Annotated in this window: 18 protein-coding genes and 1 riboswitch; of the genes, 7 read left to right on the forward strand and 11 right to left on the reverse strand. The window is 69.5% G+C overall.

Annotation, left to right across the window (positions count from 1 at the left end; all coding sequences use genetic code 11):
- Nucleotides 1-14 precede the first annotated feature (14 nt).
- From ACK4JY_RS00250 to ACK4JY_RS00270, 5 genes are read right to left on the reverse strand one after another with little or no spacing between them, the layout of a single operon-like run.
- A complete protein-coding gene (locus tag ACK4JY_RS00250; RefSeq protein ID WP_409602019.1) occupies nucleotides 15-1,124 on the reverse strand; it encodes a sugar kinase in 1,110 nt (369 codons plus the stop codon).
- A complete protein-coding gene (locus tag ACK4JY_RS00255) occupies nucleotides 1,121-2,401 on the reverse strand; it encodes a TRAP transporter large permease (RefSeq protein WP_409602021.1) in 1,281 nt (426 codons plus the stop codon). The genes ACK4JY_RS00250 and ACK4JY_RS00255 overlap by 4 nt, the downstream gene beginning before the upstream one ends.
- A 2-nt stretch (nucleotides 2,402-2,403) precedes the next feature.
- Entirely contained in the window at nucleotides 2,404-2,916 is a 513-nt protein-coding gene (locus ACK4JY_RS00260) for a TRAP transporter small permease (RefSeq protein ID WP_409602023.1), read from the reverse strand.
- A gap of 36 nt (nucleotides 2,917-2,952) precedes the next feature.
- Entirely contained in the window at nucleotides 2,953-3,939 is a 987-nt protein-coding gene (locus ACK4JY_RS00265) for a TRAP transporter substrate-binding protein (protein WP_409602025.1), read from the reverse strand.
- A gap of 2 nt (nucleotides 3,940-3,941) precedes the next feature.
- Nucleotides 3,942-4,754 carry a 2-keto-4-pentenoate hydratase gene (locus tag ACK4JY_RS00270; RefSeq protein WP_409602027.1) on the reverse strand — a complete coding sequence of 271 codons (813 nt, stop codon included), beginning with the start codon at nucleotides 4,752-4,754 and terminating at the stop codon, nucleotides 3,942-3,944.
- Nucleotides 4,755-4,883: 129 nt separating this feature from the next.
- On the opposite strand from ACK4JY_RS00270, the gene ACK4JY_RS00275 reads away from it, so the two are divergent.
- The 4 genes from ACK4JY_RS00275 to ACK4JY_RS00290 all read left to right on the forward strand — a co-directional run bounded on the left by ACK4JY_RS00275 (nucleotide 4,884) and on the right by ACK4JY_RS00290 (nucleotide 9,222).
- Entirely contained in the window at nucleotides 4,884-6,251 is a 1,368-nt protein-coding gene (locus ACK4JY_RS00275; RefSeq protein WP_409602029.1) for a polysaccharide lyase family 1 protein, read from the forward strand.
- 59 nt (nucleotides 6,252-6,310) lie between these two features.
- Nucleotides 6,311-7,351 carry a LacI family DNA-binding transcriptional regulator gene (locus ACK4JY_RS00280; protein ID WP_409602030.1) on the forward strand — a complete coding sequence of 347 codons (1,041 nt, stop codon included), beginning with the start codon at nucleotides 6,311-6,313 and terminating at the stop codon, nucleotides 7,349-7,351.
- A 120-nt stretch (nucleotides 7,352-7,471) separates the two neighbouring features.
- Entirely contained in the window at nucleotides 7,472-7,888 is a 417-nt protein-coding gene (locus ACK4JY_RS00285; protein ID WP_409602032.1) for a DUF2231 domain-containing protein, read from the forward strand.
- Nucleotides 7,885-9,222, forward strand: a complete 1,338-nt coding sequence (locus ACK4JY_RS00290; RefSeq protein ID WP_409602034.1) for a PQQ-dependent sugar dehydrogenase — start codon at nucleotides 7,885-7,887, stop codon at nucleotides 9,220-9,222. Before ACK4JY_RS00285 ends, ACK4JY_RS00290 begins: the two co-directional genes overlap by 4 nt.
- 53 nt (nucleotides 9,223-9,275) lie before the next feature.
- Here the strand turns inward: ACK4JY_RS00290 and ACK4JY_RS00295 are convergent, their stop codons facing one another.
- A complete protein-coding gene (locus ACK4JY_RS00295) occupies nucleotides 9,276-9,917 on the reverse strand; it encodes an RpiB/LacA/LacB family sugar-phosphate isomerase (protein WP_409602036.1) in 642 nt (213 codons plus the stop codon).
- Between the two features lie 218 nt (nucleotides 9,918-10,135).
- On the opposite strand from ACK4JY_RS00295, the gene kduD reads away from it, so the two are divergent.
- From kduD to ACK4JY_RS00310, 3 genes are all read left to right on the forward strand, one after another.
- Nucleotides 10,136-10,879, forward strand: a complete 744-nt coding sequence (kduD, locus tag ACK4JY_RS00300) for a 2-dehydro-3-deoxy-D-gluconate 5-dehydrogenase KduD (RefSeq protein ID WP_409602038.1) — start codon at nucleotides 10,136-10,138, stop codon at nucleotides 10,877-10,879.
- 68 nt (nucleotides 10,880-10,947) lie between these two features.
- Nucleotides 10,948-11,106, forward strand: a complete 159-nt coding sequence (locus tag ACK4JY_RS00305; protein ID WP_409602040.1) for a hypothetical protein — start codon at nucleotides 10,948-10,950, stop codon at nucleotides 11,104-11,106.
- A 269-nt stretch (nucleotides 11,107-11,375) separates the two neighbouring features.
- Complete coding sequence (locus tag ACK4JY_RS00310) at nucleotides 11,376-14,141, forward strand: TonB-dependent receptor (RefSeq protein ID WP_409602042.1); 2,766 nt, start codon at nucleotides 11,376-11,378, stop codon at nucleotides 14,139-14,141.
- Between the two features lie 66 nt (nucleotides 14,142-14,207).
- Here ACK4JY_RS00310 and ACK4JY_RS00315 read toward each other — a convergent pair whose 3' ends face one another.
- From ACK4JY_RS00315 to ACK4JY_RS00335, 5 genes are all read right to left on the reverse strand, one after another.
- Nucleotides 14,208-15,425: a homoserine dehydrogenase gene (locus ACK4JY_RS00315; protein WP_409602044.1), complete on the reverse strand. Its 1,218-nt coding sequence runs from the start codon at nucleotides 15,423-15,425 to the stop codon at nucleotides 14,208-14,210.
- An 11-nt stretch (nucleotides 15,426-15,436) separates the two neighbouring features.
- Nucleotides 15,437-16,621 (reverse strand): cystathionine gamma-synthase, encoded by a 1,185-nt coding sequence (gene metB / locus ACK4JY_RS00320; protein ID WP_409602046.1) that lies wholly within the window; start codon nucleotides 16,619-16,621, stop codon nucleotides 15,437-15,439.
- Nucleotides 16,618-17,622 carry a homoserine O-succinyltransferase gene (locus ACK4JY_RS00325; RefSeq protein ID WP_409602048.1) on the reverse strand — a complete coding sequence of 335 codons (1,005 nt, stop codon included), beginning with the start codon at nucleotides 17,620-17,622 and terminating at the stop codon, nucleotides 16,618-16,620. Before ACK4JY_RS00325 ends, metB begins: the two co-directional genes overlap by 4 nt.
- A 105-nt stretch (nucleotides 17,623-17,727) precedes the next feature.
- Nucleotides 17,728-17,849, reverse strand: a riboswitch (SAM riboswitch).
- A 69-nt stretch (nucleotides 17,850-17,918) separates the two neighbouring features.
- Nucleotides 17,919-19,352, reverse strand: coding sequence for an efflux transporter outer membrane subunit (locus tag ACK4JY_RS00330; RefSeq protein ID WP_409602049.1), 1,434 nt, complete (start codon nucleotides 19,350-19,352; stop codon nucleotides 17,919-17,921).
- Nucleotides 19,352-22,597: an efflux RND transporter permease subunit gene (locus tag ACK4JY_RS00335; RefSeq protein ID WP_409602051.1), complete on the reverse strand. Its 3,246-nt coding sequence runs from the start codon at nucleotides 22,595-22,597 to the stop codon at nucleotides 19,352-19,354. Before ACK4JY_RS00335 ends, ACK4JY_RS00330 begins: the two co-directional genes overlap by 1 nt.
- Nucleotides 22,598-22,604 lie beyond the last annotated feature (7 nt).

The following is a 22,604-nucleotide window of genomic DNA, read 5'->3' on the forward strand; positions in this document are numbered from 1 at the left end:
AATATTGGGCCTCCTTAGCGCACCGCCGCCGCCCCGCCGCCCCTGACCTGGGCCTCGACCTCCACCAGCGAGGTCATGGCGTTGTCGCCCGGCGTGGTCATCGCCAGCGCCCCATGGGCGGTTCCGTAGTCGACGGCCGCCTGAGGGTCGCGCCCGGCCAGCACGGCCCACGCCAACCCCGCCACGAAACCGTCGCCGCCGCCGACGCGGTCCAGCACGGCGATCTCGCGCGTCGGCGTTTCGTACCGTTGTCCGCCCGCCCACAGCACCGCGCCCCAGCGATTGACCGAGGCCGAGACCGGATCGCGCAGGGTGGCGGCGAAGATCTTCACATTGGGGAAGTCGCCGGCGACGCGCTGGACCAGCCGGTCGAACGGGCGGCTGTCGCACGGGTCGGCGCGGGCCTCGTCCGTCTCGACGCCCAGGCAGGAGGCCCAAGCGTATTCGTCGCCGACCAGCACGTCGACCAGTCCGGCGATCTCGCGATTGACGCGCCGGGCGGCGTCGGGGTCCGGGTGGCTGGACCACAGGCTGGCGCGATAGTTGAGGTCGTAGCTGACCACCACGCCGTGCCGTTTGGCGGCGCGGACGGCGGCGAGCGTGGTCCCGGCCGTGCTCTCCGACAGGGCCGCGAAGATGCCGCCGGTGTGCAGCCAGCGCACGCCTTCGCCCCCCTCCTCGGGGCTGGCAAACAGGGCGTCCCAGTCGACCTCGTCGGGGCGCATCTGCGAGGCCGCGGAATTGGCCCGGTCCGAGGCTCCCAGCGCCCCGCGCACGCCGAAGCCCCGCTCGGTGAAATTCAGGCCCATGCGGGTGTTGCGGCCGACGCCGTCGGCCTCGCGCCACAGGATGTGGGAGGTGTCCACCCCGCCCTGCAGGATCAGGTCCTCGGCCAGGGCGCCCATCTCGTTGCGCGGCAGGGCGGTGACGACCGAGGTGCGCAGGCCGAAGGTCCTGCGCAGGCCGCGGGCGACATTGTACTCGCCGCCGCCCTCCCAGACCTGGAAGGACCGGGCGGTGCGGATTCGGCCCTCGCCGGGGTCGAGGCGGAGCATCACTTCGCCGAGGGCGACGCAGTCCCAGCGGCAGTCTTCGGCGCTGCGTAGCGCCAGTCGATCGGTCATTTCATCAGCGAGGGCAGCCACAGCGAAAGCGCCGGGATGAAGGTGACCAGCATCAGCACGCCGGCGCAAGCCAGCCAGAACGGCCAGATGGTCTTCAGCGCCCGGGTCATCGGTATGCCGGCGATGGCGCTGCCGACGAACAGCACCGATCCGACCGGCGGGGTGATCAGGCCGATGCCGCAGTTGAGCAGCAGGATGACGCCGAACTGCACCGGGTCGACGTCGAAGGCCTTGGCCACCGGCAGGAAGATCGGGGTGCAGATGATGATCAGCGGCGCCATGTCCATGAAGGTGCCGAGCACCAGCAGGATGAGGTTGATCAGCAGCAGGATCAGGATCGGATTGTCGGTCAGGGTCTGCAGCAGATCGACCATCATGACCGGCACCTGCAGGTAGGCCATCAGCCAGCCGAACGCCCCGGCGCAGCCGATGATGAACAGCACCATGCCCGAGGTCCGGGCGGCCCCGACGCAGGCCTCCTTGAAGGCGGCCCACGTCATGTGGCGGTACACCAGACCGGTGACCACGGTGGCGTAGACCACGGCGATCGAGGCGCTCTCGACGGCGGTGAAGACGCCCAGCCGGATGCCGGTGAAGATGATGCCGACCAGCAGCAGGCCGGGGATGGCGGCGACCAGCCGGGTCAGGATGGCGCGGAAGCCGGGGAAGGCCTCGGCCGCATAGCCGCGTCGGCGGGCGACGACATAGGAGGTGACCATCAGCACCGCCGCCAGCAACAGGGCCGGGATAATGCCGGCCGCGAACAGGTCGGAGATCGACACGCCGCCGCCGGCCGCGGCCGAGTACAGGATCATATTGTGCGAGGGCGGCACCAGCAGGGCCACCAGCGCCGCCGAGATGGTGACGTTGACGGCGTAGTCGGCGTCATAGCCGCGCTTTTGCATCTGCGGGATCATGGTGCCGCCGATGGCCGAGACGTCGGCGATCGCGCTGCCCGAAACGCCGCCGAACAGGGTCGAACCGACCACCGTGACCTGGCCCAGGCCGCCGCGCACATGGCCGACCATGGAGGAGGCGAGGGCGATCATCCGGTCGGACAGGCCGCCCTTCATCATCAGCTCGCCGGTGAAGATGAACAGCGGAATGGCCAGCAGGGCCACCGAGGTGATGTCGGATCCCATCTGCTGGAACACCACGATCGGCGGCAGGGCCAGATAGAGGACCGTGGCCAAGGTCGCGGCCAGCAGCGAGAAGGCGACCGGCACGCCGATGGCCAGCAGAATGGCCAGCAGGCCGAAGAGGATGAGATATTCCATGCTCAGTCCTCCGCCTCGGCCGGCGCATCGGGCGCGAGATAGTCGCCGGTGAGCAGGCGTTCGATCGAGAACAGCAGGATCAGGGCCCCGCCGATGCACAGGCCGGCGAACTTCAGACCCGACGGCAGCGGCGCCCCGGCCATGGCCACAGTCCATTCATCCAGCATCAGCGTGCCGCCCAGCACCATAAGCCCCGCGCCGGAGACGGCGGCGATCAGGCGCGAGATCGACTTGAGCACCCACTGGGCCCGCCCCGGGGCGGCGTCGCGGAAGGTCTGGAAGGCGAAATGGGTCTCGCGCCGAACGGCGACGGCGGCGCCGAACATGACGGCGAAGCTCATCAACAGCAGGGCCAGAGGCTCGGTCCAGCCGGGGCTGTCGTTCAGCACATAGCGGGCGAAGACCTGCCACGCCTGGACCAGGGCCATGGCCACGAGGGCGACCCCCGCCAGACCGAGGGCGAGGCTCGCCAGACCATCGAGGGCGCGGACGGATCCGCGTCGGGGTTCAGACATTCGGGCCCTCCCTGAGCGCCGGGGATGCGCGGTCGTTCAGGCGACCGCTGCGATACGTTCGTGGAGCGCGCGCAGGCGCGGCTCGGATAGATATCTGTCCAGCACCGGCCGGGTCGCGGCGGCGAAGGCGGCCTTGTCGACCTCGGCGACCTGCACCCCGGCGGCGACGACCGCGGCCCGGGCTTCGGCTTCGCGCCGGTCCCACCCGGTCCGCATGACCTGCACCGAGCGACGGGCGACGTCGCGGACCAGCTCCCGGTCCGACGGCGTCAGGGCGTCGAAGCTGGACTTCGACATCAGCAGGGCGTCGGGCGAGAAGGAGTGCTCGGTCTGGCTCCAGAACCCGGCGACCTCGTACTGGCGGCTGGACTGGTAGGCCGTCCAGTTGTTCTCGGCGCCGTCGATCAGATGGGTCTGCAGGGACGAGAACACCGCCCCGAAGGACAGCGGCGTCGGGTTGGCGCCCATGGCGCGCAGGGTGTCGAGGAAGATGTCCGACTGCGGCGCCCGCATCTTCAGGCCGCGCAGCTGGCCCGGCTCGGCGACCGGATGGCGGACATTGTACAGGCAGCGCGGGGCGGCGTCGTAATAGGCGAGGCCGACCAGTCCGCGGTCCTCGAACACGTTCAGCAACTCGGCGCCAATCTCGCCGTCAATGACGGCGCGGACATGGGCGATGTCGCGATAGACATAGGGCAGGGCCAGCAGCCGGGTTTCCGGGAAGGCGTTGTTCAGGGCCGCGACGGCGACGCGGCACATGTCGATGGCGCCGTGGCGCGCCAGGCCGATGGAGTCGTCCTCCGAGCCCAGTTGCCCGGAGGGGAACTGACGGACGCCCAGCCGGCCGTCGGTCAGGCGGCCCAGTTCCTCGCCCATCCATTTGACGGCGGTGACGGTGGGGAAGTCGCCGGGGTGGACATCCACGGCGTCGAAGACGGTGCGGCCGCCAGTCGTCGGGCGCGGGGCGCAGGCGGCGAGGCCCAGCCCGGCGAGTCCGGCGAGGCCGAGCGTTCTGCGCGTCATGGTCACGGCGTCTCTCCCTGGGCGGCGACGGCCCGGCATTCGATGCGGCCGTCGGGGCCGAAATCGGCGATCGCCGACTGACCGGCGCGGATGGCGTGGACCCCGGTGGCGGCGCCGGTCGAGATCAGCTGTCCCGCCTCCAGCCGCCGCCCGCGGCGGTGCAGCAGGTTGAGCAGGAAGCCGAGGGAATCGAGCGGACCGTCCGGGATCGACGCAGCCCCGCCTTGTCCGATCACGACGCCGTCAATGGTCATGGTGCAGGTCAGGTCGGCGAGGCGCGACCGCCAGTCCGCGACCCGGGCGCCGAGGATCAGGCCGGCGTTGTTGCCGAAGTCGGAGGCCGTCACCGCCGGTCCGTGGTCATTGATGCCGGCGAAGGGGCTGCCGGCGATCTCGACGCCGGTGAAGACGCGGGCGACCAGCGGCGCGACGGTCGCGGCGGTCCAGTCGTCCCTGTCCGGCGCGGTCTCGCCCAGTTCCAGCACATATTCGGCCTCGACCGCGGCGAAGCCGCCGTCGATCACATCGAACCGCGTCGGCGCCGCCCCGGCGGTCCAGACGGCATGCGAGAAGATCGGCCCGGCCAGCCGCCCGGCGCCGAAGCGCGCGTCATGCGGCGGGTTGATCCGGCCCAGCTTCCAGCCGGCGATCCGGTCGGGCCAGGCGGCGATGGCCTCGTCCTGGATCCGGTAGGCGGCGTCGAGCGATTCGGGCTGCGCGCCCGGATACGGCGACAGCGCCCGGCTGGCGCGCCGCGCGTCCACAAAGGCCCGTGCAATCGGCGAACCGCTTGAATTATCGTGTGCGTGGCTCACGCCGCCTCCCTGTTGCGGCAGACATTGCGCAGGAAGGAAACCGGTGTCAATTTGAATCCGGCGCCGTCGTTGCGACGACGCTCACGATGAAGGTCGCGGCCACAGGCGACCCTGTGACAGGATGGAAACATGACCCTCGCCCGTATCGCGGCCGTCGCGGCCGCCCTCGTTCTGCCCCTGACCGCGCCGTCCATCGCGGCGGCCCAGACGGCCGCTCCAGCGGCGACAGAGGCCGCCCTGCCGGCCTTCCCTGGTGCGCTCGGCTGGGCTTCCCGGACCCCGGGCGGGCGAGGCGGCCAGATCATCCGCGTCACCAATCTGGACGGGGAGGGGCCCGGCTCCCTGCGCGCCGCGATCGAGGCCGACGGCCCGCGCATCGTGGTGTTCGAGGTCGGCGGCGTCATCGACCTGGGCAAACAGACCCTGCGGCTGCGCAATCCCTTCATCACCATCGCCGGCCAGACCGCGCCGTCGCCGGGCATCACCCTGATCCGCGGCGGCATCGACATCACCGCCCACGACGTGATCGTCCAGCACATCCGCATTCGCCCCGGCTCGGCCGGCGGCGAATGGATGAGCGGCTGGGACGAGGACGGCATCGCCACCGTCGGCGCGCACAATGTCATCATCGACCACTGCAGCCTGACCTGGGCCACGGACGAGAACCTGTCCGCCTCGGGCCCGCGCTTCACCGGCGAGACGCCCGAGGAATGGCGTCGCGGCACCAGCCACAACATCACCTTCTCGAACAATCTGAACGGCGAGAGCCTGGCCTATTCGACCCATTCCAAGGGCGAGCACTCCAAGGGCTCGCTGATCCACGACAACGTCACCGGCCTGTTGATCGTCGGCAATCTGTACGCCCACAACTATGAGCGCAGCCCGCTGTTCAAGGGCGGCGTCCACGGCGTCATCGCCAACAATCTGATCTACAATCCGGGCCCGCGCGCCATCCACTACAACCTGGCGCCGGAAGAATGGGGTGATGTGCCGTTCGAGGTCGGCAAGATGTCGGTGGTCGGCAACGTCCTGCGCGCCGGGCCGTCGACGCCGACCGACCATCTGGCCTTCATGATGATCGGCGGGGCCGGCGACGTGGAATACTACGGTCACGACAATATCGCCGTCGACCAGGTTGGCGCGCCGCTCCGTATGTTCGGCCGCTACACAACTTCGCCTGCGCGGATCATCGAGATGCGCCGCCCGCCGGTCTGGTGGGAGGGCCTGGTCCCCATTCCCGCCGTGGACGTGCAGCGCGCCCTGCTGGCCAATGTCGGCGCCCGCCCGTGGGACCGCGACATGCGCGACGTGCTGTTGATCGCCGAGGTGGCCGAGGGGCGCGGCGAGATCATCGACCACGAGCGCGAGGTCGGCGGCTATCCGGCGGTGGTCGAGGCGACCCGCAAGACGTTCAATCCGGACGACTGGGACCTGCGCTTCATGACGCCGCTGCGCGAGGACGTGCTGGACCGCCCCGCGACGCGACGCGGCACCTGATCGCCGCTGACAGCCCCGCTGGTTCCGTCTAAGACAGCGTTCGACCAGAGAGATCGCGCGTGAACGAGCCCAGACGGACCGGCGGCAAGCCCGCGACCATCAACGACATCGCCCGCCTCGCCGAGGTGTCGAAGAAGACCGTTTCCCGGGTCATCAACAACTCCCCCTTCGTCAAGGAGGAGACCCGCAAGCGCGTCGAGGCGGTGATCGCCGAACACGGCTTCAGCCCCGATCCGCAGGCCCGCGGCCTGGCCTTCCGGCGGTCGTTCCTGGTCGGGATGATCTACGACAACCCCAGCCCCAACTACGTCGTCAACATGCAGCAGGGGGTGCTGGACGCGGTGCGCGGGTCGGGTCTCGAACTGGTCGTCCACCCCTGCAACCGTGCCGCCGACAACTTCCTGACCGACGTCCGCGCCTTCATCGTGCGGCAGAAGCTGTTCGGCGTGGTCATGCCGCCCTCGGTGTCGGAGGATGACCGGGTGGTGGCCATCCTCAAGGAGGCGGACTGCCCCTATGTCCGCATCGCCTCGGTGTCGCTGGACGAGCCCGCCTGCATGGTCGTGACCCACGACAGCCGCGGCGCGGCCCAGGCGGCGCGGCACCTGGCCGAGCTGGGGCACCGCAGGGTCGCCTTCATCTCCGGACCCGACACTTTCCGCTCGTCGTATGAGCGGGGGCAGGGTTTCCGCGAGGGGCTGGCTGAACACGGTCTGACCCTCGACGACGACTGCGTGCGCAAAGGCGCCTACACCTTCGAGTCGGGGGTGGAGGCGGCGCAGAGCCTTCTGGCCATGGCGAACCCGCCCACCGCCATATTCGCCGGCAATGACGAGATGGCCATCGGCGTCATGAAGGCCGCGCGCGACGCCGGCCTCGACGTGCCGCGCGATCTGTCGATCGTCGGCTTCGACGACCTGCCGATGGCCTCGCGGGTGTGGCCGAACCTGACCACGGTGCGCCTGCCCATCCGCGACATGGGGCGGATGGCGGCCGAAAAGCTCACCGCCCGCAGTCGCGGCCTCGACCCGGCGACCCTCGTCCAGCCGGAGGTCGATCCGTCGCTGGTGGTGCGCGATTCGACGGCGCCGCCGGAGTAGCCGAGGGGCGTCCCCGACGCGATTGGTCGCGGTCTGAATTGAACCAATCCGGTTGCGACGGATTGGCCCTGTGGCTGAGATCACGGACAGGGAGGCTTCAGGATGCCGTTCAGGCGATATTTGACCACGGGTGCCCCGCATCCCCTTCATGCGATCCTGCTGAGCTTTCCGATCGCCCTGTTCACCAGCGGCCTGATGTCGGACATCACCTATCTGCGGACCTCCGAGATCCAGTGGACGAATTTCTCGTCCTGGCTGATCGCCGGAGCCCTGGTGTTCGGCGGACTGGTTCTGGCCTGGGCGCTGATCTCCCTCGTGCTCGGCTGGCGCGGAGCGGAGCGCCGACCCCGCCTGATCTACGCCGGCGTCCTCGCCGGCATGTGGGTTTTGGGCCTGATCAACGCCTTCAAGCACAGCCAGGACGGCTGGAGCTCGGTGGGGGCGTTGGGCTTGATCCTCTCCATTCTGTGCACCCTGCTGGCGCTCGCGGCCGGTGTGATCGCCTTCTCCAACCGCGAGCGGGAGGTCGCGCCATGAGCCGCATTTCATGGATGGGTGCCGTCGCCCTCGCCGCCCTGGTCGCCGGCTGCGGCGGCTCTGACCAGAGCCTGAATCAGACCGGTCCGACCCCGGACATTCCGGATATCCGCGAGACTCTGATCCCGTCGATGAAGATCGCCGAGCCGATCGGCTGGGGCGACGAGGTTCCGACGGTTCCCGCAGGCTTCACCGTCACCGCCCTGGCCACCGATCTGCAGATCCCGCGTCAGATGCTGGTGCTGCCGAACGGCGACATCCTCGTGGCCGAGGGCCGGGGCGGCAAGGCGCCGCCGCTGCGTCCCAAGGACGTCATCGCCGGCGTGATCAAGAAGAAGGGCAACACCCAGGTCGAGAGCGGCAACCGCATCACCCTGCTGCGCGACGCCGATCAGGACGGCCGGGCCGAGGTGCGCACGGTGTTCATCGACAATCTGGACGCGCCGTATGGCCTCGCCTTCGTCGACGGCTACATCTACGTCGCCAATCAGGGCGCCCTTGTGCGCTTCCCCTATCAGCCAGGTCAGACGCGCATCACCGCCGCGCCAGAGGAGCTGACCAAACTCCCCGAGCGGATCAACCACCACTGGACCAAGGCGATGACCGCCAGCGCCGACGGTCAGACCCTCTATGTCGGCATCGGCTCGAACAGCAATGTCGGCGAGCGCGGCATGGCGGTGGAAGAGGAGCGGGCGGTGGTCTGGGCCATCGATCGCCAGACGGGCGCGCGCCGCACCGTCGCCACCGGCATCCGCAACCCGACCGCCCTGGCCATCGAGCCCCAGACCAGCGCCCTGTGGGCCGTGGTCAACGAGCGCGACGAGATCGGCCCGCAGGCGGTGCCCGACTATCTGACATCCGTGCGCGAAGGCGCCTTCTATGGCTGGCCCTACAGCTACTGGGGCAAGAACGTCGATCCGCGGGTCAGTCCGCAGCGGCCGGATCTGGTCGCCACGGCGATCGAGCCCGACTACGGCCTCGGCTCGCACGTGGCCGCGCTGGGCCTGTCGTTTGCGACGGGCGGCGGCTTCGGCGGGGCCTTCTCGCAGGGCGCCTTCGTCGGCCAGCACGGCAGCTGGAACCGCAGCGACCTGTCCGGATACAAGGTCTCGTTCGTGCCCTTCGCCGGCGGCCAGCCCAATGGCGAGATGGTCGACTTCGCCACCGGCTTCCTGACCGAAGACGGCGAAGCCCGCGGTCGTCCGGTCGGCGTCGTGTTCGACCAGGGCCGCCGCATCCTGCTGGTCGCGGACGACCTGTCCAACACCATCTGGCGCATCGCGCCGCGGCCCTCCGCCGCGGCTGCTCCGGCCGCTCCGGCGGCCCGACCCTAGGACCGGTTCCGACGGCCCGGCCCGGGAATCCGGGATCGGGCCGTGTTGGGGCTTCAGCCCTTGGCGAGGTTCTGGATGTAGTCGCGGATTTCCGCGTCCTCGGCGTGGGCGAAGAAATACTCCTGGAACCGCTCGCCGGCGATCGCCGCCTTCAGCAGGTCCTGGTCGACCGACTTCAGAACCGTGATCATGTCCTTGCAGGTCACGGCCTTCAGGCTCTTCAGGATGCCGCGGTTCTTGGCCATGATTTCCGCCCGCTCCTTGGGATAGCCCAGCCCCCGCTCGCCCTCGAACAGCTTGCGATAGACGTCCTGCAGGTTCAGTTCGGCGGCCCAGCCGAAGCCCTTGGCGTAGGGCATGGAGATGGCGTTGCCGTCGTTGATCTGGGCGAACAGAAAGGCGTCGGTCGGGTCGATCACCAGGCCGCAGAACACGCCCGGCATGGCGTTGCAGGCGAGCATCGAGCCCATCCCTGTGCCGCACCCCGTCACCACGAAGTCGGCCGCCCGAGAGTTGAGCAGAATGCCGGTCAGCAGGCCGTTCATCACGTAGGTGAGGGAGGCCTTATCTTCCGCCGTGTACATGCCGTAGTTGAACACCTGGTGGCCCAGCGGTTCGGCCACCGAGGTCAGGGCGGTGTGGATCGTCGCGTTCTTGGCGGCCTGGCTGTTTTCGGTGATCAGGGCGATTTTCATGGGCTTCCTCGGGGCGTGATGACGGGCGGGCGGAGCCTCAACACTCCTGACGGACGGTCGGCTGCATACGGCCGCGCCACATTCCGGCGTTTGCATCCGCTTATGACACCGGTTACCTATGCATTCAATCCGCATCCCACAAGGCGTGTCGGTCAGGGCGCATCCGTGCGAGACCCCCATTACCAAACTAATGTCAGCCAAGAGCGAGGCCAGCTGAAATGAACCCGTTCGATCTCAGCGGCCGCACGGCCCTGGTCACCGGCGCCAACACCGGGCTGGGCCAAGCCATCGCCGTCGGCCTCGCCGCAGCCGGCGCCGACATCGTCGCCGTCGGCCGCTCGGCGCCAACCGAAACCGAAGCCATGGTCACGGGCCTTGGCCGCGCCTTCAAAGCCATCTCCGCCGACCTCGGCTCGACCGCGCCGATCGCCGATGTGGTCGCCGGGGCGGGGCCCGTGGACATCCTCGTCAACAACGCAGGCATCATCCGCCGCGCCGACAGTCTCGACTTCAGCGAAGACGACTGGGATGCGGTGATGGACACCAATCTGAAGACCGCCTTCTTCCTCTCGCAGGCCGTGGCCCGGACCTGGGTCGCCGACGGCCGGGGCGGCAAGATCATCAACATCTGCTCGATGCTGTCCTTCCAGGGCGGCATCCGCGTGCCGTCCTACACCGCCTCCAAGAGCGGTCTCGCCGGCCTGACGAAGCTGCTGGCCTGCGAATGGGCGGCCAAGGGGATCAACGTCAACGGCATCGCCCCCGGTTATTTCGCCACCAACAACACCCAGGCCCTGCGCGCCGACGAGACGCGCAACCGCGATATCCTTGCCCGCATCCCGGCCGGCCATTGGGGCCAGCCGTCCGATCTGGCGGGGGCCGCGGTGTTCCTTGCGTCTGACGCCGCGAGCTATGTCCATGGGACGGTGCTGGCCGTCGACGGCGGCTGGCTGGCGCGCTAGCGCCGCCATATGGAACCCGGATCGGTGCGGCCGGTTTCGCCGTGCCCCCTTCCGTCGCGAACCCGCACATGCCGCCCCTGCGTACCGCCCAACAGTGCCGTCAGAAGGTCAGCGAATTGATCGCCGAGGCCGTCCCCGAACCCGATGCGGTTCGCCGCGAGGGCCTGCTCGGCATGGCCGACCAATGGATCAAGGTCGCGCGCAGGCGCCACCAAAGTCCCGGCTAGGTTCAATCCGTGGCGGTCATCCGTCGGCGGACACTGTGACCCCGACAGCACGGATAACGACGTTACCATTTCGCTTGATGACACTTTGTCACCGGACAGCCTTGCGAAAACGCGGATCGTCGGGTTAGGCTCTCGATTGCTACCGGTGTCAGGACGCGTTCCTCGCATTGATGACACCGGTGTCAAACGGAACGGCCGACAATGCCGGACCGCAATAATCGATAGACCGGGGTCACCCCGGCGTCCTTATGCCCATTGGGAGGAGGCATATGATGCAAGCCATTCAGTCGGGGCCGTGCGCCCTGCGTCGTACTTTGTTCGCCGGCGCTTCGGGCGTGGCGGTCGCCCTGTCGCTGGGGGCCGGGGCCGCGCTGGCCCAGACCGCGCCACAGACGCCCGAAGCCACGACCGAGGTCGAGGAAGTCATTGTCACCGGCTTCCGCGGCAGCCTGGCCCAGGCCCTGAACGTCAAGCGCAACGAGGCGGGCGCGGTCGACGTCATCATGGCGGAAGACATCGCCGACTTCCCCGACCAGAACCTGGCCGAAGCGATCCAGCGGGTGCCCGGCGTGACCATCACCCGTGACGCCGGCGAAGGCCGCAACATCTCCGTGCGCGGTCTTGGTCCGGACTTCACCCGCATCCGCATCAACGGCATGGAGGCCCTCGGCACCACCGGCGGCACCGACAGCTCCGGCGGCACCAACCGCGGCCGCGGTTTCGACTTCAACGTCTTCGCGTCGGACCTCTTCAACAGCATCACGGTGCGCAAGACCGCTTCGGCCGATACCGAGGAAGGCTCACTCGGGGCGACGGTGGACCTGCAGGCGGCCCGTCCGTTCGACTATCCGGGCTTCACCCTCGCCGTCTCCGGGCAACTGGGCTGGAACGATCTCGCCCAGAACGCCGACCCGCGCGCGGCCATGCTGATCTCCAACACATGGGGCGACGGCAAGTTCGGGGCGCTGCTCTCGGTCGCCTTCTCGAGCCGGAAGGCGCTCGAGGAGGGTCACAGCACGGTGCGCTGGCAGGGCGGCAACGTGGGCAGCGGCGCCGGGGCGGTCAACGCCTTCACGCCCCGCCTGCCGCGCTACGGTATCCTCGAGCACGACCAGGACCGGCTGGGCGTCACCGGCTCGCTGCAGTGGCGGCCGACCGACCGGACCGAAGTCAGCCTCGATCTGCTGTACGCCGACTTCAGCGCCACCCGGTTCGAGCATTTCCTGCAATCCCCGGACTTCAGCGCCGGCGGCGCTGGCGGCCGGGCCGGCATCGTGGTCGTGGACTCGGAAGTCGATAGCAACGGGACCATGGTCTACGGGCTATTCGACAATGTCGACGTGCGCTCGGAGTCCCGTTTCGACGAGCTCGATACCGTGTTCACCCAGCTGACGCTGGACGTGTCGCACGAATTTTCCGACACCTTCCGGGTCAAGGGCTTCCTCGGCTCCTCGACGTCGGAACATGACAACCCGATCCAGACCACCCTGCTGTTCGATCACGCGGGGTCGGACGGCTACAGCTACGACTACCGCGACAACGCCAACCTGCCGATGATCAGCTACGGCTTCGACGTCAACGATCCGGCCAGCTGGACCCTCAGCCAGATTCGGCTGCGCCCCCAGACGGCCGACAATACCTATGAAACCGCCCAGGCCACCGCGGAATGGGACATCAATCCCGTTCTCACCCTGAGCGCCGGCCTGTTCCTCAAGAGCTATACCTTCGAGACCACGGAACTGCGTCGCGACCCCGCGTCGTGCGGCCTTGCGCCGACCGGCAATGCCGAAGGGTGTCTTCCGGCCGGTGTCGCCGGAACCCCCATCTCCGACTATAGCCGCATCGTCGGCCTGGCGGATCAGTGGGACATCCCGGCCGGCTCGACCCTGTCATGGCTGATCCCGGACTATCACGCAGCGGACGCCCTGTTCGACTTCGGCAGCTTCCCGATGAGCTTCATTCCCTCGCGCGGCAACAACCGCTCGGTCGAGGAAGACAGCCAGGGAGGCTTCGTCCAGGTCGACTTCGACACCGCGATGGGGGCCATGCCCGTCCGCGGCAATGTCGGCCTGCGCTATATCGAGACCGACCAGTATTCGACCGGCTACACCCTGGCGGCCGGGGCTCCCGTCTTCACCGAGGCCAACCGCAGCTATGACGACCTGCTGCCGTCAATGAACGTCGTGTTCGAGCCGATGGACGACTTCCTGATCCGTCTCGGGGCAGCCAAGGTGATGACCCGGCCGGGCCTTGGGTCGCTGACGCCGGGCGGCACGGTGTCGGTGTCCGGCAACAACCGCACCGTAAACTCGGGCAACCCCCTGCTGGAGCCGACGCGGGCGACCACTTACGACGTCGCCTTCGAATGGTATTTCGCGCCCGAGTCGATCCTGTCGCTGGCGCTGTTCAAGAAGGATATCAACAGCTTCGTCGCCAACGACACGGTGACGGCGCCGTTCACCGGCAACGCCCTGGGTCTGCCCGACAGCGTCGCCGTCGCGGCGTGCGGCGCCACCGCCGGCTGCTCCCCGGGGGCGGACTGGGTGTTCAACCAGCCAGTCAATACCGAGGGGGGCGAACTGGACGGCTTCGAAATCAGCTACCAGCAGCCGCTGACCTTCCTGCCGGGCGTCTTCCGCAACTTCGGCGTCCTGGCCAACTACACCTATGTCGACTCGGAAATCGAATATCCGAACGGCACGACCAACACCCTGACCAACCTGTCGAAGCGCGCCTACAACGGCACCCTGTACTATGAGGACGACCGGTTCAGCGCTCGCGTCTCGGGCACCTACCGCGATGGCTATCTGACCCAGGTTCCGGGCCGCAACGGCAATGCGATCGAGGGGGTGGTCGACACCTTCAACGTCGACGCCTCGGCCTCCTACAACGTCACCGAGGAACTGACGCTGACCCTGGAAGGCATCAACCTGACCGACGAAGTCGCGACCCAGTACGTCGGCGACTACAATCTGGTCTCGGTGCACCACCACACCGGCCGACAGGTCTTCGCCGGCTTCCGCTACCGCTTCTGATTGACTCCTGATCGAAGCCATCTCGCGCCGCCGGATCCGATCCGGCGGCGCTTTTTTTGTCGCGGGTCAGCGAGCCGCCAGCAGATCCGTCAGATCGGCCCAGACGCTTTCCGCCGTCGGCGTCCGCCCGGCTCCGCGGCCGGTCGCGGTGAAGATCCGGCCGTCGGCGGTGGTCACGCGCACGGCGTTGCCCTCGTCGGCCAGCCCGGCGAACAGCGGGTCCGCGTCCATCGCCTCAAAGGTCACCGAGGCGGAACGCGCCGCCAGGTCCAGCCGCGCCGTCTGCCGCACGCGGCCGGTCGGCAGGGCCGTCGTCGCCGACAGCGCTTCCCGCGCCACGCCCGCCGGGGCCAGCCGCCAGTCGCCGGCCTCATGCGCGAGGATGGCCAGCTTGGCCGCGGCGTCCAGCCCGGTCAGATCGGCCGACGGATCGGCCTCGGCGAAACCCGCCTCGCGCGCCGCCGTCAGGGCGGCGTCGAACGCGACGCCGTGCGCCAGCCGGTTGAGGATGAAGTTGCAGGTGCCGTTCAGCACCGCCTCGATCCGCACCACCGGCGCATGGGCCCGGGCCCGGCGCACGGTCTCGATCAGCGGCGCCCCGCCGCCGACGCTGGCGGAATAGAGCAGCCGCGCCCCGCCGCTGTCGGCGAGGGCGGTCAGGGCCGGAAGGTCGCCGCCGACCGCCTGTTTGTTGGCGCTGACCACGTGGACGCCGCGGCCGAGGGCGGCGCGGATCAGCGCCAGTCCCGTCGACGCCTCGGAGATCGCCTCGACCAGTACATCCGGCTCGCGCGCCAGCAGGGCGGCGGGGTCGGACAGCAGCAGCGCCTCGGGCACGGCCACGTCGCGGCGCTTGGTCGGGTCGCGGACCAGCACCCCGACGACCTCGAACCGGGGGTCGGCCAGCAGTCGCGGCAGCAGGCCGCCGCCGACCACCCCGCAGCCGGCCAGCGCCACGCGCAGCCGCGTGAGCGGCGCCGTCACCTGTGCGGGCGGCGCGGCGTCCGGGCCGGGCGCCAGGGTGACTCCGTCGTGCAGCAGGGCCTCCCCGGCGGCGGGCGTCACCGTCGCCACGCCGATCGCGTCCAGCGCCCGGGCCAGGCCCGAGACCGCCTCCACCCCGCCCGCGACCACCGCCACCACCCGCCGGCCGCGCCGCACCTCGCGATAGACGGCCGAGGCGGCGTCGGCGGTTTCCGACGACAGTTGCAGCAGGGCGACCGGCTCGGTCGGCGCCAGCGCCGCCGGAACCGGATCGAGGCGGGCGAGGGGGAGGGCGGTCATGACGGCGTCCCTCAGGCGGCTTCGGCGGCGAGCGGAACCGGCACCGCGGCCAGCGCCGCCGACAGATCGGCCAGCAGGTCCTCGGGATGCTCCAGCCCGATCGACAGGCGCAGCAGGCCGTCGGTGATGCCGGCGGTCACCCGGGCCTCCGGGGTCATCGCGGCGTGGGTCATCAGCGCCGGATGGGCGATCAGGCTCTCCACCCCGCCCAGCGACTCGGCCAGGGTGAAGACATTCAGTCCGTCGACCAGCGCCCGCACCGAGGTGATGTCGGCCAGTTCAAAGCTGAGCATGGCGCCGAAGCCGGCCTGCTGGCGCGCCGCGATGGCGTGGCCGGGGTGGCTCTTGAGCCCGGGATAGTGGACCGCCTTGACCGCCGGGTGGGCGGCCAGCCATTCGGCGACGCGGCCGGCGGTGGCCTGCTGGCGCTCGATGCGGGCGAACAGGGTGCGGACCCCGCGCAGGGTCAGCCAGGCGTCGAACGGCGAACCGGTGACGCCGAGGCAGTTGGCCCACCAGGTCAGCTGCTCTAGATCGGCCGGGTCCTTCGCCACCACGCAGCCGCCGACCACGTCGGAGTGGCCGTTGATGTATTTGGTCGTCGAATGGATCACCAGATCGGCGCCGAGGGCGAGCGGCTGCTGCAGCGCCGGCGACAGGAAGGTGTTGTCCACCGCCGCCTTGCAGCCGACGGCATGGGCGCGGGCGCAGATGTCGGCAACGTCCACCACCCGCATCAGCGGGTTGGACGGCGTCTCGATCAGGATCAGTTTCGGTCCGCGGGCGAAGGCGGCGTCCAGGGCGGCGCGGTCGTTCTGGTCGACGAAGGCGACCTCAAAATGCTTCCGTTTCGCCCGCGCGCACAGCAGCCGGTGGGTGCCGCCGTACAGGTCATGCGGCGCGATCAGCAGGTCGCCCGGCTCCAGCGCGAACAGGGCCAGATCGACCGCCGCCATGCCCGTCGCCGTCACCACCGCGCCGCAGCCGCCCTCCAGCTTGGCCAGCGCCTCGGCCAGCACGTCGCGGGTCGGATTGCCCGAGCGGGTGTAGTCGTAGCGCCGCTTTCCATCGAGGCCGTCGAAGCTGAAGTTCGACGACAGATACAGCGGCGTCATCACCGCGCCATGGGTCGGGTCGGTGTTGACGCCGTGGCGGGCGGCGGTCGTACAGGGGCGGACTTCGGACGGGCAGGTCATGCGGCGATCTCACGGTGGGGAGTGGCGTAAAGCGGGGAGAGGGCGTCGTGCAGGGCGCGACCGACCAGTTCGCGTTCCTTGAGGAAGGCGTCGTGGCCGAAGATGGAGGGGGCCTCGACCAGCCGGCGCAGATGCGGCGCGCGCCCGGCCAGTTCGCGGCTGTCCTCGATCGGCACCAGCTGGTCCGAGGTGAAGCCGATCACGGTCAGGGCGCACTGGACCGCTTCCGGCGCGACGTCGTGGCGGTCCAGCGAGTCCGACAGGGCGATCCAGCGGGCGGCCGAGGTCACCTCGGCATAGCCGGCCCCGCGAGCGATCAGATAGTCGCACACCGGATAGGGCGCGCCCGCCTCGACCGGCGGCGTCGCGGCGAAGCGCAGGGCGAACTCCTCGGGCGTGCGATAGGTGGCCATGGCCAGTTCGCGGGCCAGCGCCACCCCCTCGGCCTCGCGGCCGCAGTCGCGGGCGAAGGCCAGCAGGCGCCGCTGCACGCCGCGCCAGGCGGTGGCGGCCGGATGGCTCCGGTGCGCGGCCGAAATCGCCACGACATGGCCGACCCGCTCGGGGAAGGCGGCGGCGAAGGCCAGGCCGATACAGCCGCCATAGGAGGCGCCGACGAAGGCCTCGACACGCGGCTCGTCCAGCGCATCCAGCAGCAGGGCCAGCAGGCGGGCCTGATCCGTGGTGGTGATGGTGACACCCGGCTCGTCCTTGCCCGGCAGCAGGTCGACGGCCAGCACGCGGACGCGATCGAGGTCGACGGGGCCGCCGGGTCGGACCGCCCACGACCACCAGCGGCTGACAAAGCGGCCGCTCGAAATGCCGCCGGCGACGACGACCAGCGGCCCGTTGACCGGACCGTGCACCCGACCGACGATTTCGGCCGCGGCCAGACGCTCGCCCGACTCCAGCCGGAACTCTCCCGGGATGGGCGCGCGGACGTCACGTCCGGGGGCTTCGTCGACGGGCCAGTCCTGGCCGGTTGGGTCTGGGGACGCCACGGTACGCTCCGCTCTCGCTCAGCGAAACCGGTGGGGCGAACCAATTCGTGCGGTGACAGACCCGTGGAGTTCAGTCGAACCCCGGACGTGGAGGGGCCATCGCTCCACTCATCTCTCGCGGCTCCGAAGGAACCCCGCAGGAGTTGGCACCATCTCCAGGATCGGGTGGATCCTGACAGGTTGCCCCGGCGTCAAAGGGCCTATCCCTCAGCCGGTCTTGATGAGTGCCCTTACGGTGCCGAACAGATCGGGCGACGTCAATACCCTTGTTGCAGGTGCGAAGCCGCCCGCCGCCGTTAGCCCTCGCTCCAGCCGCCCGCCAGCGCCTTGAAGAGGGCGATCTGATAGGTGGTGACCAGGGCGTCCGACGAGGCCAGTTGGGCGTCGGCCGCGGCCAGCGTCCGTTCCGCGTCCAGCACGGTCAGGAAGCTGTCGGCCCCGGCGTCGAAGCGCAGGCGCGACAGCCGGGCGGCCGTGGCCGCCTGATCCCGCGCCGACTGCAGCGCCGACCGCCGGTCCAGTTCGTTGGCGTAGTTGGCCAGCGCCGTCTCGGTCTCCTGCAGGGCGACCAGCACCGTCTGGTCGAAGGTTGCCAGGGCCGCCTCCGATCCGGCGCTTGCCTGTTCGATGCGGGCTCGGGCGGCGAACACATTGGGGAAGGACCAACTGATCAGCGGCCCGACCGAGAAGCGGAAATTCTCGCTGTCGCCCAGACCGTCGGCCTCCAGCGCCGTCGCTCCCAGCGAGCCGCCCAGGCTGATGCGCGGATACAGGTCCGCCGTCGCCACATTCACCCGCGCCGCGGCGCCGGCGAGGTTGCGCTCGGCCTGACGCACGTCGGGGCGGCGGGCCAGCAGGGCGGCGCCGTCGCCGACCGGGATCGGCTGAGCCAGCTGCGGCGGCCGCTGGCAGGCGCGGGCCGCTTCGCTGGCCTCGGCCGGGGTGCGGCCGGTGAGGGTGGCGAGACGGAACAGGGCCCCGTCGCGCTGCGCCCTCAACGGCGGCAGGCTGGCGCGGCTGCTTTCCAGCGCCGAACGGGCGCGGGCGGTGTCCAGCCCGTTGCCCGAGCCGGCGTCCAGCAGGCGCTGGGTCAGGTCGACGCTGTCCGATTGCAGTTCGATGGTCCGTTCGGCCACCGCGATCTGGGCGTTGGCCGAGCAGGCGTCGGCATAGGTGCGGGCCGTCTCGGCCGCGACCGTGACGCGCACGATATCCAGCGCCGCCTCGGCGGCGGCGGCGTCGGCCCGGGCGGCGCGGATGGTCGATTCCACCCGGCCGAACAGATCGATCTCATAGGCGACGTCGAGTCCGGCGTCGTAGGTGTCGGTCTCGGGCGCCTCGGTTCCGGCCGGCAGGCCCGGCACGGTGGCGGCCGAGGGCCGGCCGGTGCTGACCCCGGCCGAGGTCGTGGTGGCCGGGAACCGGCCGACCCGGGCCTCGCCGAGGGCCGCGCGGACGCGGCGCAGATTGGCCGCGGCGGCTTCCAGCTCGTTGTTCTCGGTCAGGGCCTGGCCGATCAGGCTGTCGAGGATCGGATCATCGTAGAGCCGCCACCAGTCATCGCGGGCGGCCTCGGCCGTCACGCCCGGGGCGTCGGCTCCGACGAAGGCGCCCGACGCGAGGGGGGGAAGGGTTGCGTCAGGCGCCTTCGGCCCGACCGCGCACGAGGCCAGCAGAAGGCTGGCGCCGGCGGTTGCGGTCAGGAACCGGAGAGGGGATCGGGTGGTCATCAGGCGTCTCCCAGCCGGGGCGTGGCGGGTTCGAGTTGATCGTGCGGCGGCAGGCCGCCGGTGGTCGGGATCTCGGTTTCCTTCTTCGGCGCGCCGGGCAGTTTGGCCGCCAGACCGCGCATCACGACGTAGAAGACCGGCGTGAAGATCAGGCCGAAGAAGGTCACCCCCAGCATGCCGGAGAAGACCGCCGTGCCCAGCGACTGGCGCATTTCGGCGCCGGCGCCGGTCGCTAGCATCAGCGGCACGACGCCGAAGATGAAGGCGAACGAGGTCATCAGGATCGGCCGCAGACGGGTCTGGGCGGCGCGAACGGCGGCATCCCAGCGGTTCAGTCCCTCGTCCTCGGCCTGTTTGGCGAACTCCACGATCAGGATGGCGTTCTTGGCCGCCAGCGCGATCAGCACCACCAGGCCGATCTGGACGAGGATGTTGTTGTCCAGACCGCGGATGTTGATGCCGATCATGGCCGCGAGAATGCACATCGGGACGATCAGCACGACCGCCAGCGGAAGGGTGAAGGCCTCGTACTGCGCCGCCAGCACCAGGAAGACGAAGATCACCGCCATGACGAAGACGATGGTCGCGCCCCCGGCCGACTGCTGCTCCTGCAGAGCCAGCCCGGTCCACTCATAAGAGAAGCCTTCGGGCAGGGCGGCCTCGGCCATCTGCTCCATGTGGGCCAAAGCCTCTCCGGACGAGACGCCGGGCGCCGCCTGGCCCTGCAGCTCGGAAGCCGGGAACAGGTTGTAGCGGACCACCCGGGCCGGACCGGAGTCCTCGCGCAGATTGGCCACCGAGCCGATCGGCACCATGGCGCCGGACGCCGAACGGGTCTTCAGATTGGCGATGTCGGCGATGTCGTCCCGCGCCGTGGGCTCCGCCTGCGCCGTCACCCGGAATGTGCGGCCCAGATAGTTGAAGTCGTTGACGTAGGACGAGCCCAGATAGACGCCCAGGGTGTTGAACACGTCCGACGGCTGGACCCCCATCATCAGCGCCTTGTCGCGATCGACGTCGGCGGCGATGCGCGGCGAGCCGGTGTTGTAGGTCGAGAACACCTGCTGCACCTGCTCCGGCGCCTGGGCGGCGGCGCCCATCATGGCGAAGGTCGCGCCTTCCAGCGGGCGATAGCCCGCGCCGGTGCGGTCCTGCACCATCATCTGGAAGCCGTTGCCATTGCCCAGACCCTGAACCGCGGGCGGGGCGATGACGAAGATGTTGGCGTCCTCGATGCCCATTGTCGCGCCGGTAATGGCGCCCGCCAGGGCCAGGGCGCTCTGTTCGGCGCTCTTGCGATCGTCGAAGGCGTCGAGGCGAACGAAGATGGTCGCAGCATTGGAGCCGAACGAGAAGCTGGAGCCGTCGAGGCCGGCGAAGGCGACCAGGCCTTCCACGCCCTCGGTGGTCTTGATGGTGTCCGAGGCCTGCCGCATCACCGCCTCGGTGCGTTCCAGCGAGGCGCCTGCGGGCAGCTGTATGACGCCGATCAGGAAGCCCTGGTCCTGCTCCGGAATGAAGCCTGACGGGGTGTCCATCAGCCGCCAGCCCGTCAGGCACAGCAGGCCGACATAGACGATCAGCACCATGCCGACGGTGCGCACCAGTCGCGCGGTCAGCCGGCCGTATTTGTCGGACAGCCAGTCGAAACCCTCGTTGAACTTCCGTCCGGCGTAGCCGCCGTAATAGGTGACCGCGCCCCAGGCGCCCGGCTTGCGGTGGGTGTCGTGCTCCTTGTGCGGCTTCAGCAGCAGGGCGGCCATGGCCGGCGACAGCGTCAGCGACACCAGCAGCGACACCACCGAGGCCGTGGTGATGACGATGGCGAACTCGCGGTAGAAGATGCCCGGGATGCCCGGCACGAACATGGTCGGGATGAACACCGAGACCAGCACCAGGCCGATCGAGATCAGGGCGCCCGAGACCTCCTGCATGGAGCGGTAGGCGGCCTCCTTCGGCGTCAGGCCTTCGCGGATATAGCGTTCGACGTTCTCGACCACGACGATGGCGTCATCGACGACGATGCCGACGGCGAGGACGAGGGCGAACAGGCTCAGCGAGTTGATCGAATAGCCGAGCATCAGCTGGACGGCGAAGGTCGCCACCAGCGCCACCGGAATGGCGACGATGGGGATGATCGCCGCCCGCCACGTCTGCAGGAAGACGACCACGACCAGCACCACCAGCAGGATGGCCTCGACCAGGGTGTGCTGCACCGATTCCACCGAGGCGGCGACGAACTCTGTCGGGTTGTAGGCGACCGACAGATCCATGCCTTGCGGCAGTTCGGCCTTCACGGCCTCCATCTCGGCCAGCACCCGTTCGGCCGTGCCGAGGGCGTTGGCGCCCGGCTGCTGAACGATGGCGATGCCGACGCCCCGCTCGCCGTCGAAGAAGCCGCGGATGCCGTAGTCCTGGGCGCCGAGCTCGACCCGGGCGACGTCGCGGACGCGGGTCACCCGGCCCTCGGCGTCGGTCTTGATGACGATGTCGCTGAACTGGTCGGGATCCGACAGGCGGCCCTGCACCTGCACCGGCAGCTGGAGGGCCGCGGCGTTGGTCGGGAAGGGCGGCTGGCCGATCGCCCCGGCCGCGGCCTGCACGTTCTGGGCGCGCAGGGCGGTGACGATGTCCTGGCCGGTCAGGCCGCGCGCGGCGGCCTTGGCCGGATCGATCCAGACCCGCATCGAATAGTTGCCGCCGCCGAAGATCTGCACCGAGCCGACGCCCTCGAGGCGCAGCAGCCGGTCCCGCAAGGTCGAGTTGGCGTAGTTGCCGACGTAGTCGTTATCCAGCGACTTGTCCGGGGACGTCAGCCCCAGGATCATCAGGAAGCCGCTCTCCTGCTTGTTCACGACCACGCCGGTCTGGCGGACCTGTTCAGGCAGGCGCGGCTCGGCCAGGGCGACCCGGTTCTGGACCAGCACCTGGGCCGCGTCCAGGTCGGTGCCCGGCTGGAAGGTCACGGTGATCGCCGCGACCCCGTCCGAGGTGGACGAGGACGACAGGTACAGCATGCCCTCGACGCCGTTGACCTCCTGCTCGATCGGCGCGGCGACGGTCTCGGCCAGGGTCTCGGCCGAGGCTCCGGGATAGGAGGCGGTGATGGAGATCGTCGGCGGCGCGATCTCCGGATACTGCGACAGCGGCAGCAGCGGATAGGCGAAGACCCCGATCAGGGTGATGAACACCGCGATCACGGCCGCGAAGATCGGCCGGTCGATGAAGAAGCGTGAGATGTTCATGTTCGGC

It is taken from the genome of Brevundimonas sp., from assembly GCF_046295595.1.
Classification (GTDB): domain Bacteria; phylum Pseudomonadota; class Alphaproteobacteria; order Caulobacterales; family Caulobacteraceae; genus Brevundimonas.

What these genes read in the sequence shown, in the direction of transcription:
- ACK4JY_RS00250 (WP_409602019.1), bottom strand. Translation starts at nt 1,124, where the DNA reads ATGACCGATCGACTGGCGCTACGCAGCGCCGAAGACTGCCGCTGGGAC.
- ACK4JY_RS00255 (WP_409602021.1), bottom strand. Translation starts at nt 2,401, where the DNA reads ATGGAATATCTCATCCTCTTCGGCCTGCTGGCCATTCTGCTGGCCATC.
- ACK4JY_RS00260 (WP_409602023.1), bottom strand. Translation starts at nt 2,916, where the DNA reads ATGTCTGAACCCCGACGCGGATCCGTCCGCGCCCTCGATGGTCTGGCG.
- ACK4JY_RS00265 (WP_409602025.1), bottom strand. Translation starts at nt 3,939, where the DNA reads ATGACGCGCAGAACGCTCGGCCTCGCCGGACTCGCCGGGCTGGGCCTC.
- ACK4JY_RS00275 (WP_409602029.1), top strand. Translation starts at nt 4,884, where the DNA reads ATGACCCTCGCCCGTATCGCGGCCGTCGCGGCCGCCCTCGTTCTGCCC.
- ACK4JY_RS00290 (WP_409602034.1), top strand. Translation starts at nt 7,885, where the DNA reads ATGAGCCGCATTTCATGGATGGGTGCCGTCGCCCTCGCCGCCCTGGTC.
- ACK4JY_RS00295 (WP_409602036.1), bottom strand. Translation starts at nt 9,917, where the DNA reads ATGAAAATCGCCCTGATCACCGAAAACAGCCAGGCCGCCAAGAACGCG.
- kduD (WP_409602038.1), top strand. Translation starts at nt 10,136, where the DNA reads ATGAACCCGTTCGATCTCAGCGGCCGCACGGCCCTGGTCACCGGCGCC.
- ACK4JY_RS00305 (WP_409602040.1), top strand. Translation starts at nt 10,948, where the DNA reads ATGCCGCCCCTGCGTACCGCCCAACAGTGCCGTCAGAAGGTCAGCGAA.
- ACK4JY_RS00310 (WP_409602042.1), top strand. Translation starts at nt 11,376, where the DNA reads ATGATGCAAGCCATTCAGTCGGGGCCGTGCGCCCTGCGTCGTACTTTG.
- ACK4JY_RS00315 (WP_409602044.1), bottom strand. Translation starts at nt 15,425, where the DNA reads ATGACCGCCCTCCCCCTCGCCCGCCTCGATCCGGTTCCGGCGGCGCTG.
- metB (WP_409602046.1), bottom strand. Translation starts at nt 16,621, where the DNA reads ATGACCTGCCCGTCCGAAGTCCGCCCCTGTACGACCGCCGCCCGCCAC.
- ACK4JY_RS00330 (WP_409602049.1), bottom strand. Translation starts at nt 19,352, where the DNA reads ATGACCACCCGATCCCCTCTCCGGTTCCTGACCGCAACCGCCGGCGCC.
- ACK4JY_RS00335 (WP_409602051.1), bottom strand. Translation starts at nt 22,597, where the DNA reads ATGAACATCTCACGCTTCTTCATCGACCGGCCGATCTTCGCGGCCGTG.